The 13778-nt window shown below is 64.0% G+C and carries 13 protein-coding genes; 6 read left to right on the top strand and 7 right to left on the bottom strand.

Annotated elements, in window-relative coordinates; genetic code table 11:
- Positions 1–2 precede the first annotated feature (2 nt).
- From DN412_RS02690 to DN412_RS02720, 7 genes are all read right to left on the bottom strand, one after another.
- Complete coding sequence (locus tag DN412_RS02690; protein ID WP_115013100.1) at positions 3–1052, bottom strand: D-cysteine desulfhydrase; 1050 nt, start codon at positions 1050–1052, stop codon at positions 3–5.
- A gap of 103 nt (positions 1053–1155) precedes the next feature.
- Positions 1156–1881, bottom strand: coding sequence for an amino acid ABC transporter ATP-binding protein (locus DN412_RS02695; RefSeq protein WP_115013101.1), 726 nt, complete (start codon positions 1879–1881; stop codon positions 1156–1158).
- 52 nt (positions 1882–1933) lie between these two features.
- Positions 1934–2593: an amino acid ABC transporter permease gene (locus DN412_RS02700; RefSeq protein ID WP_115013102.1), complete on the bottom strand. Its 660-nt coding sequence runs from the start codon at positions 2591–2593 to the stop codon at positions 1934–1936.
- Between the two features lie 81 nt (positions 2594–2674).
- A complete protein-coding gene (locus DN412_RS02705; RefSeq protein WP_115013103.1) occupies positions 2675–3475 on the bottom strand; it encodes a transporter substrate-binding domain-containing protein in 801 nt (266 codons plus the stop codon).
- A 46-nt stretch (positions 3476–3521) separates the two neighbouring features.
- Positions 3522–4700, bottom strand: a complete 1179-nt coding sequence (metC, locus tag DN412_RS02710; protein ID WP_115013104.1) for a cystathionine beta-lyase — start codon at positions 4698–4700, stop codon at positions 3522–3524.
- Between the two features lie 5 nt (positions 4701–4705).
- A complete protein-coding gene (gene trxB / locus DN412_RS02715) occupies positions 4706–5692 on the bottom strand; it encodes a thioredoxin-disulfide reductase (RefSeq protein ID WP_115013105.1) in 987 nt (328 codons plus the stop codon).
- Positions 5693–5868: 176 nt separating this feature from the next.
- On the bottom strand, positions 5869–6216 hold the full coding sequence (locus DN412_RS02720; RefSeq protein WP_115013234.1) for a DUF3088 domain-containing protein: 348 nt from the start codon (positions 6214–6216) through the stop codon (positions 5869–5871).
- A 246-nt stretch (positions 6217–6462) separates the two neighbouring features.
- Between DN412_RS02720 and ftrA the strand changes: the two genes are divergently transcribed.
- The 6 genes from ftrA to DN412_RS02750 all read left to right on the top strand — a co-directional run bounded on the left by ftrA (position 6463) and on the right by DN412_RS02750 (position 13731).
- Positions 6463–7476, top strand: coding sequence for a transcriptional regulator FtrA (ftrA, locus tag DN412_RS02725; protein ID WP_115013235.1), 1014 nt, complete (start codon positions 6463–6465; stop codon positions 7474–7476).
- 234 nt (positions 7477–7710) lie between these two features.
- Positions 7711–8076 (top strand): hypothetical protein, encoded by a 366-nt coding sequence (locus DN412_RS02730; protein WP_208647549.1) that lies wholly within the window; start codon positions 7711–7713, stop codon positions 8074–8076.
- 342 nt (positions 8077–8418) lie between these two features.
- The gene (locus tag DN412_RS02735) at positions 8419–9105 is read left to right on the top strand and encodes a hypothetical protein (protein ID WP_133303017.1); all 687 of its coding nucleotides are present in this window, start codon (positions 8419–8421) and stop codon (positions 9103–9105) included.
- Positions 9106–9386: 281 nt separating this feature from the next.
- Positions 9387–11051 (top strand): MFS transporter, encoded by a 1665-nt coding sequence (locus tag DN412_RS02740; RefSeq protein WP_115013107.1) that lies wholly within the window; start codon positions 9387–9389, stop codon positions 11049–11051.
- The gene (locus DN412_RS02745) at positions 11048–12337 is read left to right on the top strand and encodes an HlyD family secretion protein (protein WP_115013108.1); all 1290 of its coding nucleotides are present in this window, start codon (positions 11048–11050) and stop codon (positions 12335–12337) included. The genes DN412_RS02740 and DN412_RS02745 overlap by 4 nt, the downstream gene beginning before the upstream one ends.
- On the top strand, positions 12334–13731 hold the full coding sequence (locus DN412_RS02750; RefSeq protein ID WP_115013109.1) for an efflux transporter outer membrane subunit: 1398 nt from the start codon (positions 12334–12336) through the stop codon (positions 13729–13731). Before DN412_RS02745 ends, DN412_RS02750 begins: the two co-directional genes overlap by 4 nt.
- Positions 13732–13778 lie beyond the last annotated feature (47 nt).

The following is a 13778-nucleotide window of genomic DNA, read 5'->3' on the forward strand; positions in this document are numbered from 1 at the left end:
GGTCAGAATGCAGGTGTCGCCGGGATCATGGTAGCCGCTGTCCGTATTCTCACGTCGATGGCATTGCGATACGCAAACAACGCCGGCGCACCACCGGTATGCAGGAACAACACCGGACCATCGCCGGCAAATTGCCCGCGCGCGACACCATCGAGCAAACCAGCCATTGCCTTCCCCGTATAGACGGGGTCGAGCAACACTCCTTCGGTACCAGCCAGGATACGGATGGCTTCCAGCCCCGCCTGGTTGGGTTCACCATAGCGAGGCGCGAAGTACTCGTCCCACAGCTCCACCTGCAGCCCTGCCGGCACCTCGACATCGAGCAGCGCAGCGGTCCCTTCGATCAGCCCGGCCACCTTCGGCGTTTGCGCCGCGACGCTGCGCGACACGGTAACGCCGACGACCGGTGTTTCCGGCATCGCGTGCGCGAGCGCTACAGCAAGCCCGCCGTGGGTTCCGGCACTACCCGAGGCCAGCACGACCGCCGAGAATGCAAGACCCATCGCTTTGGCTTGCTGCGCCAGCTCCAGGCCGGCACGTACATACCCCAATGCCCCCAGCGGATTGGACCCGCCGATCGGGATGACATAAGGCTTGCGCCCCTCGCCACGCAGCCGTTCCGCAAGGGCTTGCAGCTGTGCTTCGGCGTTGTCGAGACTGGTAACCAGCTCGGCCTGTGCGTCGAACAGATCGAGCAGCAGGCGGTTGCCGCTGTGCAGGTAGTCGCCGTCTGCCGTGCCGGTCGGGTTTTCCAGCAACGCGCGGCAGCGTAGCCCGAGACGGGCCGCCAGCGCGGCCGTCTGCCGGACATGATTCGACTGTATGGCGCCGGCCGTTACCAGCGTATCGGCGCCCTGGCGCAAGGCGTCAGCCGCCAGGAACTCAAGCTTGCGCAGTTTGTTTCCGCCAAACGCAAGGGGCGTGGTGTCATCGCGCTTGATGTAGATATCGCGTCCGACCATCCCGGACAGGCGATCAAGCTTTTGCAGGGGCGTGACCGCGCCGACCAGATCGAGGCGGGAGAAAGAGGCAAGGCGATCCGAGATCTTCATGATTTCGACTTTGGGTGAGGTGGACCAGGACGAGGCGGCGGGCGTTGTCAGCGGGGACCTTGATCGCCCTCGACCGCCCCCGCCTTCATGCGGCTGGTGTGGGTCAATGCAGGATCTTTGCGAGGAACTCCTTCGCACGGGCCGACTTCGGGTCACCGAAGAAGGCTTCCTTGCCGGCATCTTCGACGATGGCGCCGCCATCCATGAAAATCACCCGGCTGGCGACCTTCTTCGCGAACCCCATTTCATGGGTGACGCAGATCATGGTCATGCCCTCGCGCGCCAGTTCGACCATGACGTCCAGCACCTCATTGATCATTTCGGGATCGAGCGCCGACGTCGGTTCGTCGAACAGCATGGCGATCGGATCCATCGACAGCGCGCGCGCAATCGCCACGCGCTGTTGTTGCCCGCCCGAAAGCTGCCCGGGGTATTTCCGCGCATGCGCCTTCAGGCCAACGCGCTCGAGCAGCCGCATGCCGTTCTCCTGTGCCTCCTCTTTGCGCCGTTTCAACACTTTGACCTGCGCCAGGGAAAGGTTGTCGAGAATGGACAGATGCGGGAACAGCTCAAAATGCTGAAACACCATGCCAACCCGCGCACGCAACTGGGAAAGCTTGATCTTCGGATCGCCGACCATGACACCGTCCACACTGATCCGGCCCTGCTGAAACGGCTCGAGGCCGTTGACCGTCTTGATCAGCGTGGACTTTCCGGATCCGGAAGGGCCGCAAATGACCACGACCTCGCCTTTTTCTACCTGGGTGCTGCACGCATCAAGCACCTTGAACTGACCGTACCACTTCGATACGCCTTCTAGCGCGATCATTGTTTTGTCTCCTACTTGCAGATTGCTTTCTTCAGCTTTCCGACCCGTTGAATCAACGTGTCACAGGCAACGTCAGACGCGCCTCGAGGCGACGCTGCCCCCATGACAATCCGGTGCTCAACAGCCAGTAGATCGCTGCTACCGACAGATACAAGGGAAGCGGCTGGAACGTTGAGGCGATGATCTCCTGGGAGGATCTGAGCAACTCGGTCACGGTGATGACTGACACCAGCGACGTATCCTTGATCAGGCTGATAAGGGTGTTGCCGAGGCTTGGCACGGCAAGCCGCAAGGCCTGCGGGCAGACGATGTAACGCAGCGTCTGCAGATGGCTCAGCCCGAGGCTGTGCGCTGCGCTCCATTGCCCTCTGCCGATACCGAGAATCGCGCCGCGCATGCTTTCCGACAGGTACGCGCCGGCATTGGCCGTGAGGGTAAGAATGCCGGCGCTGGTGGGGTCCAGGGAAATGCCGAGGTCTGGCAGGCCATAGTAGACGACGAACATCTGCACCAGCAGCGGCGTGCCGCGCATGACACTGACATAGGTGCGGGCAATGCCGCCGAGGATTGGACTGGTGCTGATACCCATAATGGCGACCACGATCCCGACCAGCAGGCCGAACACCATCGACGCCAGGGCAAATTTCACGGTGATCGCCGCTCCGTGCAGGAGTAACGGCGATGTGTGAACAACTAGATCAAGAGATTCCATGATTCGATCCGTAGAAGTGGCCGCGTGGCCGGCCAGGCCGATGCCTGCAGCGATGGAACGAGCCGGCCGGCGTGGTGGCGATTACTGGGCGACGGGTATGCTGGCGTCGGTACCCAGCCACTGGATGGACAGCTTGCGCAACGTGCCATCCTGCTGCAACGCGTTCAGTGCATCGTCAATGGCTTTGGCAAACCTGGGATTGCCCTTGCGGAACGGGATGCCCATCTCAAGCTTCGTGCCAGCGAGCAGCGCGCCGGTGCGTAGCGGCATCCTGGAGTTTTTGATCAGGTACGGCAGCATCAGGCGGTCATTGAGGGCGGCATCGATGCGCCCGGCCGCCAGGTCACGCAGGTTTTCCGACGTACCCGGATAGGTCTGCACCAGGATACCCGGCACGGATTTCGCCAGTTCGGCATAGTTGCTGCCCAGCGTGACGCCGACGGACTTTCCCTTCAGCGCTTCAAGCGAACTGAACTCGCGCTTGTCATTGTTGCGCTGAAGTACCTGGACCGCGGAATAGACGTATGGCTGGGTAAAGTCCAGAGCCTGGCGGCGCGCCGGCGTGATGCTCACCTGGTTGACGATGACGTCGAACTTGCCGGCTTGCAGGCCGGCAATGATGCCACTCCACTCGGTGGTGATGAACTGGATCTTGAGCCCCATCTTGTCGGCCACGGCTTTGGCTACGGCCACGTCAAAGCCGTCGAGCTGGCCGTCGCCATTGCGATAGCCAAAGGGTGGGTAAGTGCCCTCCATGCCGACTTTCAGGACGCCGCTGTCTTTGACCGAATCCAGCAGATCCTCAGCGTGTACGGCGGGTGTCGTGACATGCAGGAGGGTCGCGATGCACGCGCTTTGCAACAGCAACTTCAGGGATTTCATGCCTTGTCTCCAATGTAGGAATAGGTATTTTTTTTGCAGGGCAACGCTATTGCCCGACAAGTCGGCGGAACGCGGCTTCCAGATCGGCGATCAGATCCTCCTTGGCCTCAAGGCCCACGTGCAATCGAAATGCCTGGCCGGCATACGGCCAGGCGGCTGCGGGGCGCTCCTTCTGGGGATCGAAGGGCATCACCAGACTCTCGAATCCGCCCCAGGAAAAGCCCAGGCGGAACAGCTTCAGGTCGTTGATGAAGGCACGGAACGCCTCACGCCCATACCCGGGCTTGAGTACGACGCTGAACAATCCTGAAGCCCCCGTGAAATCCCGACGCCAGAGTGCATGGCCCGGCGCACCAGGAAGCCCGGGGTGCAACACCTGGGCCACCTCCGGGCGGCCCGCCAGCCATTCGGCAATGGCCAGTCCGCTACGCTGATGCCGCTCAAGGCGCACGGCCATCGTCCGCAAGCCCCGCTGCGCGAGATAAACGTCGTCCGGGCCCGCGTGCTGGCCAGTGGCGAAGACATAGTCGCGTACGGTGTTCCATGACTCACGGTTGGTCGTGATCACACCCATCAAAGCGTCCGAATGCCCAACGATGTATTTCGTCCCCGCATGTACGGAGACATCCACGCCGTGCTCGAATGGCTTGAAGAACAAGGGCGTGGACCACGTGTTGTCGATGACGACGACCGCGCCATGCCGGTGTGCGGCCTTCGCAATGGCCGGAATGTCCTGGATTTCGAACGTCTGCGAACCCGGTGACTCGGCGAACACGAGCGTCGTCGCCGGACGGAACAAGGCCGCGATGTCAGACCCGAGCGTGGGGTCGTAGAACGTCGCAGACACATTGCAGCGGGCCAGTACCGTTTCGACGTAGTGGCGCGTCGGGCCATAGACGCTGTCGCTCACCAGGATGTGATCGCCGGCTTTGACAAACGCCATGATGGCGCTCGTACACGCGGCCAGGCCGGACGACACCAACAACGAACGGTGCCCGCCTTCGAGCTGCGCCAGGGCGTTCTGCAACGCGAAGGTGGTGGGCGTGCCTTTGCGGCCGTACCACATGACATCCGTGTCTGCGCCAGACATGGCGCGCCCGCGCGCTTCCATGTCGTCGAGATCGCGAAAGGTCACGGTCGACGCATGGAAAACCGGCGGATTGACGACGCCGCCGAAATCGTCCGGATCGATGACGCCGTGCGAGAGGTAGGTATCGGGGGACATCCTGATTACCCTCGCCTGGCGGTCATGGAGACATGCAGGCCCGGCGTACTTTCCAGGTATCGCTGCGCATCGAGCGCGGCCATGCAGCCGGTGCCGGCACTGGTGATCGCCTGCCGATAGATGTGGTCCTGCACGTCGCCTGCCGCGAACACCCCCGGCACACTCGTGCCCGTGGCGTTGCCCGAGAGGCCGCCGTTGGTGATGATGTAGCCGTTGGTCATCTCGAGCTGGCCCTTGAAGAGATCGGTGTTCGGCTTGTGGCCGATGGCGATGAAGACGCCTTGCAGGGCGAGTTCGGTGGTCTCGCCGGTTTGCGCATGCCTGATGCGCAGGCCGGTCACGCCGGCCGCGTCGCCCTTCACTTCGTCGAGCACGTGGTTCCATTTGATCTCGACAACACCCTGCTTCGCTTTCTCGAGCAGGCGGTCGACCAGGATCGGCTCGGCGCGGAACCTGTCGCGGCGGTGGATCACCGTGACCTTTTTCGCGATGCCAGCCAGATACAGTGCTTCTTCGACCGCCGTATTGCCGCCGCCAACCACGGCGACATGCTGCTGCTGGTAGAAGAAGCCGTCGCAGGTCGCGCAAGCGGACACGCCGCGGCCCATGAAGGATGCCTCGGACGGCAGGCCGAGATATTGTGCGGACGCGCCTGTCGTGATGATCAGCGCGTCGCAGGTGTACTCGCCGGATTCGCCGGTCAGGCGAATCGGCTTCCCGTCGAGCTTTGCGGTGTGGATGTGGTCGAACACGATCTCGGTGTTGAAGCGCTCCGCGTGGTCGAGAAAGCGCTGCATCAACTCCGGGCCCTGCACGCCCGTTGCATCCGCCGGCCAGTTCTCGACATCGGTGGTGGTCATCAGCTGGCCGCCTTGCGCCAGGCCCGTGACAAGCACCGGCGACAGGTTGGCGCGCGCTGCATAGACGGCGGCGGTATAGCCGGCAGGGCCGGAACCGAGAATCAGGAGCTTGGCGTGCTTGGGCGAAGACATTGGAGAATCCATGGCTTATTCAAGAGACTTCAGGCGCTTGCCTGAAGCGATTGCCGGGCAGGTTCAAAGTCGAGGCCCGCCACGCACGGGCACCGCCAGTGTTGCGGCAGGCGATCCCGCCGACCGCAATGGTTGCGGTGGCGCGCCGGGCTGCATGGAAGGCCTCTTCACGCATGTCAGGAGGCGGGATGCGCCACACCGTACTGCGACGACAGGTATCGACGGATATGGTCGGGCGAATCGATAAAACGCGTCTGGCCGTGTACGTGAATCTCCACGCCGTCATCGACCGGCGCGCGCCCGGCGCCGAGCACCAGGACGGGGGCGGACTGGTTGGCTTCGCCGATCAGTTCGACAATTGCCATGCGAGGGCGGGGCGCATCGATGTATTCGACCTCAACTTCATTGCGCAACTGCGGGAAGAAGCCGAGCAGGCCTTCAACGGCAACGGAGTCTCCACAATAGAACGGACCTTCCGAGCCTGAGAAGAAGCCGGGGCGAAGCATGATTAGTTTGTCTTTCACTTTCACTCTCTCTGCGGGTTGAAATTGCTGGGGCACGCGCGTCGCTTGCCGTAGCGCGAACCACCGACCACAGGATAAGCAGTGCAAACTGAACCCACCAGTGGCACGAACGACAATTAGCGTAAAGATCGTGCCAACTTGAGGGGAGTGGCTGCGGCAATCAGGATCGCAGCACACGAACAGACTGGGGGGCGAGTCTTGCGCGACGTGGCGCAGATGGGGCAGAATCAATCGCTGGTGGCATCAATGCCTGTTTCCGTCCATATCATGCCAAAGACCAGATCACAATCGTCTGCCAACGCAGGACTGGTTGCCGTCGTCGTGTACGACGGCCTGAGCCTCTTTGAATATGGCTGCGCCGTTGAAGTGTTTGGTCTGCCAAGACCAGAAATGGGCGACAGCTGGTATCGCTTCACGACCTGTTCCGCCGAATCGGGGAGGTTGCGCGGTTCGGGTGGCATCCAGGTACAGGCTGACGGTGGCCTCGAACTCCTGGCCAAAGCAAAGACCATCATCATTCCGGGGTGGCGCGGTATCGAAGCGGACGTCCCGCCGGAACTTTGCCGCGCATTGAAAAAGGCGAACAAACGCGGGGCGCGCATCATGTCAATCTGTACGGGCGCCTTTGTCCTGGCGGCAGCAGGGTTGCTCGACGGCAAGCGCGCGACGACACACTGGCGCCATGCCGCAGCACTTGCGGCGCGATATCCGGACGTCCACGTGGAAGCGGACGTGCTCTACGTCGATGCCGGCGATGTCCTCACATCTGCCGGCAGTGCCGCGGGAATCGACTTGTGCCTCCACCTGATCCGCCGGGACCTTGGTCCGCGCGCCGCCAATCAGGTCGCACGCCGGCTGGTGATGCCACCCCATCGCGAAGGCGGGCAGGCCCAGTATATCGACGAGCCGGTATCAAAGCGTAGCGGCTCTTCGCTGGCACCGTTGGTGGACGCGGTGCGCGCAACCTTGGGCGAGGACTGGTCGATCATCAGGATGGCAAAGCAAACGGCGATGAGTGCCCGAACCTTTCAGCGGCACTTTGTCAGCACGATGGGGATGCCGCCAGGGGAGTGGCTGCTTACCGAACGCCTGAGCCGCGCCAGGTCCTTGCTCGAAGAGACCGAGTTATCCGTGGATGAAATCGCGGTGCAAGTCGGCTTTGGTGCTGCAGCCACGATGCGCAATCATTTCCGGATTCGGCTTGGAACCAGCCCGGGTTACTACAGGCGACGGTTCAGCGCATCCGAGGCACGGTGTTGACATAGACGGCAATGGCAAGCAAGCCAGAATCGTTCACATGTCTTAAGCTGTTATCAATGTCCCCGGCCGGGAGTGGCAACTGCCCTGTACGCATTGCAGGACTTTCGCGTCTTGAAAGCGCATCTCATCGGGCTAGTATGTAAGGGGTATGTTGGCTGCTTCACGAACTTACCCGCCAGGCCCAGGCTGCGTCTTGTTTCTGGGCCGAGACATCGACAGAAACTGGGGACTGCTATGTTGAAGAGTTTGGTCATTCCGCTGACTTTCGCCACGCTGGGCGCTGTTGGGGTAGCTTATGCGCAGGGCGTCGCTTCTCCACGCGACCCGTACACGCAAGGCGCAGATACTGGCGCACGCGATCCGTATTCTCAAGGGGCGCGCACTGGCAAATTCGACCCGTACACCGAGGGCGCGAATCAGTCCACAAAGCAGGAGTTGGCACCTAGTGTGAACGCGCCGCGCGATCCCTATACGCAGGGCGCAAACACAGGGGCACGCGATCCGTATACGGAGGGTGCACGCACGCTCAATCGCGATTTTCCGTTCGACGCATCCAGCCATGTAGGGGATCGCCGTAATCCATTCTTCCAGGGTAATTGATCCGGTTGCCGTAGGCGGTCAAGACACGTATTGAACACTTGAGGAAACCGCCTCGGCACCTCGGTGCAGCCTTGGGCTGGTGCCCGGTGTATGCCAGCGAGCTCGTCGACAGACTTTGATGCGGCCTCGCCGCTTGCCTGGCAAATCGCCATGAGAACCCGTCGACCTTTTGCGCTGGCATGTGCTGTTGCGACCAGCTTGCTCGCCGTAGCCACCCACGCTTGCGCAGAGCCGTCACCGCCCCGTGCTTCTGAAGCGTCCGGTACGCCGCTGCGCGGCAGTCCATGCGCGACCGTCTGGTTTCCTGGTGGGGCGCGCGTGCAGATGGAGTCTGACGGGGCCATGCCAATGTCCCGGACGGGGATTCAGTCGCCGCCGACCGAGACCGCCACGACCTGCCACACCACCGTCAAGATTCACTCGAAGAGCGCGCTAGCAGCCTTGATGGGGCCCCCCATCATTACCGAGCAAGACGATCAGATCACGATCACGCCGCCCACCCCGACATCGCCTGCGCGGATCGACGGTCATGCAGTGGTCAATGCAAGCGGACGTTATGGGCGGCTCTATGGCACTACCTCAAGCCGTGGTGAGGGTGTGTTCGACTATGCCGGCCAGGATCTGCGCGAGGGGGCGACGCTTGGTAGCGAATTCGTCGAGTCGAGTCTTTTGTTCACGATCTACGCGCGCGATTCCGGTGAGGAAATCGGAAAGCTCTATGCGCCGCACGCGACCCTGTCGGTGAGCGGCCGTCAGGTGGGCCGACGCCAGACTGTCGTGACCGCGATGGGCCGCAAACAGTGCGTGCCGATTACTTATGAGCGGCGTACCTGGACCGGGCCGCTGCAGATACTGGATGAGACCGTCAACACGGAGCCCCATGTCATGCATGTCACCGACTGGTACTGTCCAAGCGAAGGTTTTGTGCTGCGCACCGACATCGTCGAGGACGGTAAAACCCAACGGATCGATACGACCGAGGTCACTCCATTGAACGGCGCTCAAGGGGTCCTTGGCGCACCCGACTAGGCATCGCAGCGCGCCTGAAGGCGGCCCCTCTGCGGGCGAAGGCCACGAGTAGGTGAGCGGATTGCCTTTTGCAGCTCAGGAAAAATTCCTGCCGAAGACCGTCTCAACCTGATCGGAAATCCCGGTTGCGGGGATCCTTCCGATGGCCGGCAAGCCGATCATGCGCTAGCATGAGCCTTTGTCGTCGCCAGCATGTCGCGAGGGCCGTCGGGGGCGGAAATGGCCGGGCGCCGCCGGGCATGGGCGAACCAATCAGTGCTGTTCGGAACGCGAGCGCGCCCATGGCTACCGACTCGAGCGAATATCAATTCAAGCCGCACGAGCGCCCCACCATTCCTGGATCTCCGGCCACGCCCGAGCATCCGGCAGCACGGCGCATCGCCTATTTCTTCATTGGCTTCCAGATCTGCCTGACCAGCGGCTTCGGCAATGCGCTGGTGGTGGCCAACACCACCAACCTGCAGGGCGTGTTCGGACTGTACAGCGACGAAGTGGCGTGGCTGTCGACCGTCTACGTGATGACCAACGTGTGCGCGAGCCTGCTGCTGATCAAGTTCCGCCAGCAATACGGGCTCGAGAACTTTACGCGGGTCGTCCTGCTGTCCTATGTGGCGATCACCGGCGCGCATTTGCTTACCCACACCTTCGGCACGGCCCTGATGGTGCGCGCGGCAAATGGGCTGGCTGCCAGCGGACTGAGTACGCTCGGCCTCTATTACTTCATCCAGTCGCTGCCTGCCGCGCACCGGGTGAGGGCGGTGGTGCTGGGCATCGGCGTTCCGCAGCTCGCCACGCCACTTGCCCGGACCTTCTCGACCGGCATGCTCGAGGGCGGCAACTGGCGCACGCTGTACCTGTTCGAGCTTGGCATGGCGTTGCTGTCGCTGGCGGCGGTCAGTCTGCTGCGGCTGCCCCCCAGCGAACGGACGCAGGCCTTCGAGAAACTGGATTTCCTCACCGTCGGGCTGTTCGCGCCTGGCATGGCGCTGCTCTGCGCGGTCCTGAGCCAGGGCCGCTTCGTCTGGTGGATCGAGGCGCCGTGGATCGGCTATGGGCTATGCGCTGCGCTGCTGCTGATCACAGCGGCGCTCTGGGTTGAGCACAACCGCGCCAACCCGCTGCTCAACACGCGCTGGCTGGGTAGCTGGGCGATCCTGCGGTTCGGCATCGTGGCGATGTCGGTCCGGGTCCTGCTGTCGGAACAGCCCTATGGCGCGGTGGGCCTGCTGACGGCAGTCGGCATGAACAACGACCAGTTGATCTACCTGTACACGGTGGTCTCGATGGCCACTGTAGCGGGGATCGCGCTGAGTGTCGCCACGGTCAACCCCCAGGAACTCGGCCGGCCCATCCGCATATCGCTGGTGCTGATCGCCATTGCAGCGTTTCTGGACGCGAGCGCCACCAATCTCACGCGGCCCGCTAATCTGTATTTCACGCAGTCGCTGATCGCGTTTGCAGCGGTGTACTTCATGGGGCCGACGCTGCTGATCGGGATGACCAGTGCGCTCGCGCGCGGCATGAGCCATCTTGTCAGCTTTTCCGCGCTGTTCAGCATTACCCAGTCGCTCGGCGGCCTGGTCGGCACCGCGCTGCTGGGCACCTTCCAGATCTACCGCGAGAAATTCCATTCGCACGCGCTGGTGCAGTCGATCAGCCTGTCCGATCCGCTCGATGCGGCGCGCATCCAGGCGCTCGGCGCGGCCTACCAGCGCGTGTTGGGCGACGGCACGCTGCGCCAGGCCGAAGGCGTGGCCCTGCTGGCGCAACAGGTGACCCGCGAAGCCAATATCCTGGCTTACAACGATGTGTTCCTGCTGATCGGCGTGCTGTCGACCGTGACGCTGGCCTGGCTGGTGACCCTATACTTGCGCAAGATCCGGCCGCCGGGACAAGCCGGCAAGCAGGTTCCGCCAGCCGGGACATCCACGGAGCAGCGCGAATGAGCGGGGACAATCGCGAAGATGACCATGCCGGCGCGGCAGCGCGGCCGGCGAAGCCCACCCAGAGCCATCAGCGGCTGGAGGATCCGGTCGAGATCAGGCAGCAGGCGGAAGCGGACCGTGACGCGGGCGCCGCGCGGTCGGCGGCACCAGTCTCCCCGACCGGCTGGGCGCCGCCCAAGGGCGGTCGACGCACCACCATCGTGGTCGTGCTGGCCGCGCTGGCCGGGGTCCTGGTCATCCTCTATTCCTGGGGCCTGCCGCCGTTTTCGGCCGTGGTCCAGGGGACGGATAACGCCTATGTACGCGGCCAGACCACGATCATCAGCCCACAGGTCAGCGGCTACGTGACCGGCGTGCCGGTGCGTGACTTCCAGTTTGTCAGGACGGGCGAGGTGCTGCTGCGCATCGACGACAGGATCTACCGCCAGCGCGTGGAGCAGGCCCGCGCCAATCTGGACACCCAGGTTGCCACCCTGAGCAATTCGCACCAGACGGAGCGCTCGCGCGAAGCCGCAATCCAGTCGCAGCGGGCCAACCTGGACAACGCACGGGCGCAGCTGGAGCGCGCGCAGGCGGATATGGGGCGGGTCGACGAACTGGTCGGGCAGGGCTCGGTGTCGCTACGCGAACGCGACCAGACCCGCGCCTCGCTGCGCCAGGCGCAGGCGGCAGTCGAGCAGGCCAAGGCGGCGGGCGAGATCGCGAGGCAGGATGTGGAATCGGTCCGGGTCGGACGCGAGGGACTGCAGGCGGCGGTCGAGTCGGCACGCGCGGCCCTCCGGCTCGCCGAGATCGACCTGGCCAACACCGTGGTGGTGGCACCGCAGGACGGCCGCCTGAGCCAGATCGGGGCCCGGCTGGGGCAGTATGTCACTGCCGGCACGCAACTGATGTTCCTGGTCCCGCTGCAGTTCTGGGTGATCGCCAACTACAAGGAAGCCCAGACCGCCCACATGGTGCCGGGGCAGCCGGCGGTTTTCCGTGTCGATGCGCTCGACCATGCCCGCTTTACCGGGCGAGTGGAACAGCTTGCGCCGGCGGCGGGCTCCGAGTTCGCGGTGATCCAGGCGGATAATGCCACCGGCAACTTCGTCAAGGTGGCGCAGCGGATCTCGGTAAAGATTTCAATCGATCCCGGCCAGCCACTGGTCGAGCGGCTGCGCCCGGGCATGTCGGTGGAAGCGGAGGTGGATACGCGCGGGGCGCGCAATGCTCGCGTTGCGGCGCCGCCCGCGCCTGCCAGCCAGGTTGCCCCGGCCACGCCGGCGCCTGGGGTGCGGCCATGAACAGCCGCGCTGCCGCTGTTGTTGCCGCTGTGGTTGCGGCAGCGTTTGCCTCCGTTTTCCTCGCTGGCTGCATGGGGCCGCGTCCGCCCACGCCGGCCGCCGCTGCCGTGATCGCGCCGCCGGCCTGGCGTGTCGGTCCGGGGCCGAGCGCGCCGATCGAGAGCGACTGGTGGACGCGCTATGGCGACCCGCAACTCAGCCTGCTGGTGACCCAGGCGCTTGCCAATAACCTGGACGTCGAAATTGCCGCCGCCCGGGTGCAGGAAGCGCTCGCGCGCGAGCGCGTGGCCCGCGCGCAGCTGTGGCCATCGCTGGATTTCTCGGCACCGGCAAGCCGGGCGCGCTCGCTCAATGCGTTCGGGCAGGCGCGCTCGCTCGACTCGGCGCAGCCTACGCTGACGGTCGCCTACGAACTGGACCTGTTCGCCCGCATCTCCGATCTCGCCGGCGCCGCGCGCGCGAATGCGCTCTCGGCGCAGGCCGCGCGGGATGCTGCGCTGCTGTCGGTAGCCGCTGCCACGGCGCGTGCGTACATCACGCTGCGGGCGCTCGACGCGCAACTCGACGTGGTGCGCCAGACGCTGGAGTCGCGTGAGGCGGCGCTTCGGCTGGCGCGCAGCCGCGCCGATACCGGTTATACCTCGCAGCTTGAATTCGAACAGGCCCGTGCCGAATACGAATCCACGGCGCAGGCCGTGCCACAGGCTGAACTCGCGGTGATCCGGCAGGAGAATGCGTTGAGCGTGCTGGTGGGAGAGGCGCCTGCAGCAGCGGTCAGGCGCGGCGCCCCATTGAATGCGTTACAGCAACCGCCGGTACCCGCCATGATGCCCGCTGACATGCTGCGCCGGCGTCCCGACCTGGCTCAGGCGGAGTTCGACCTGGCCGCCACGGACGCCAGCCTGAGCGCTGCCCGCAAGGCCTTTCTGCCACGGGTGCAGCTGACTGCCAGCGGCGCCTTGCTCTACGCCACGGGCCTGGCGAACCCGGTGACCATCTGGTCTCTCGGGGGCAGCGTGCTGGCGCCGGTCTTCGAGGCCGGCCGCATCGCAGGCGCCGCCGATGCGGCGGCGGCTCAGCGCGACCAGGCGGCCTTCGCCTATCGCCGCGTCGCGCTGACCGCATTCCGGGAAGTCAACGACAACCTTGCCGCGGTGGACCAGCTCGGCACCCAGGTGCAACGCCTGTCCGAGCAGCGCGACGCGCTGGTGGAAGCGTTGCGCCACGCCACAAACCGGTACAAGGCCGGCTATGCGCCGTACCTGGATCAACTGGATGCGCAGCGCCAACTCTTTAACGCAGAGCTCAACCTGATCCAGGCACGGTCTGACCGGCTCATTGCCAGCGTACTGCTATACCAGGCGATGGGCGGGGGATGGCAAAGCCAGCCTTGATGCGGATCGTCACGGAGCGTTCCTTGAAGGCGGAACTACCCACGTAC

The organism is Cupriavidus lacunae, from assembly GCF_003353055.1.
GTDB classification, from domain to species: domain Bacteria; phylum Pseudomonadota; class Gammaproteobacteria; order Burkholderiales; family Burkholderiaceae; genus Cupriavidus; species Cupriavidus lacunae.

Excerpts from the sequence above, each read along its gene's own strand:
- DN412_RS02745 (WP_115013108.1), top strand. The coding sequence starts at position 11,048 with ATGAGCGGGGACAATCGCGAAGATGACCATGCCGGCGCGGCAGCGCGG.
- DN412_RS02695 (WP_115013101.1), bottom strand. The coding sequence starts at position 1,881 with ATGATCGCGCTAGAAGGCGTATCGAAGTGGTACGGTCAGTTCAAGGTG.
- DN412_RS02740 (WP_115013107.1), top strand. The coding sequence starts at position 9,387 with ATGGCTACCGACTCGAGCGAATATCAATTCAAGCCGCACGAGCGCCCC.
- DN412_RS02750 (WP_115013109.1), top strand. The coding sequence starts at position 12,334 with ATGAACAGCCGCGCTGCCGCTGTTGTTGCCGCTGTGGTTGCGGCAGCG.
- ftrA (WP_115013235.1), top strand. The coding sequence starts at position 6,463 with ATGCCTGTTTCCGTCCATATCATGCCAAAGACCAGATCACAATCGTCT.
- DN412_RS02690 (WP_115013100.1), bottom strand. The coding sequence starts at position 1,052 with ATGAAGATCTCGGATCGCCTTGCCTCTTTCTCCCGCCTCGATCTGGTC.
- DN412_RS02705 (WP_115013103.1), bottom strand. The coding sequence starts at position 3,475 with ATGAAATCCCTGAAGTTGCTGTTGCAAAGCGCGTGCATCGCGACCCTC.
- metC (WP_115013104.1), bottom strand. The coding sequence starts at position 4,700 with ATGTCCCCCGATACCTACCTCTCGCACGGCGTCATCGATCCGGACGAT.
- DN412_RS02735 (WP_133303017.1), top strand. The coding sequence starts at position 8,419 with ATGCCAATGTCCCGGACGGGGATTCAGTCGCCGCCGACCGAGACCGCC.
- DN412_RS02730 (WP_208647549.1), top strand. The coding sequence starts at position 7,711 with ATGTTGAAGAGTTTGGTCATTCCGCTGACTTTCGCCACGCTGGGCGCT.
- trxB (WP_115013105.1), bottom strand. The coding sequence starts at position 5,692 with ATGTCTTCGCCCAAGCACGCCAAGCTCCTGATTCTCGGTTCCGGCCCT.
- DN412_RS02700 (WP_115013102.1), bottom strand. The coding sequence starts at position 2,593 with ATGGAATCTCTTGATCTAGTTGTTCACACATCGCCGTTACTCCTGCAC.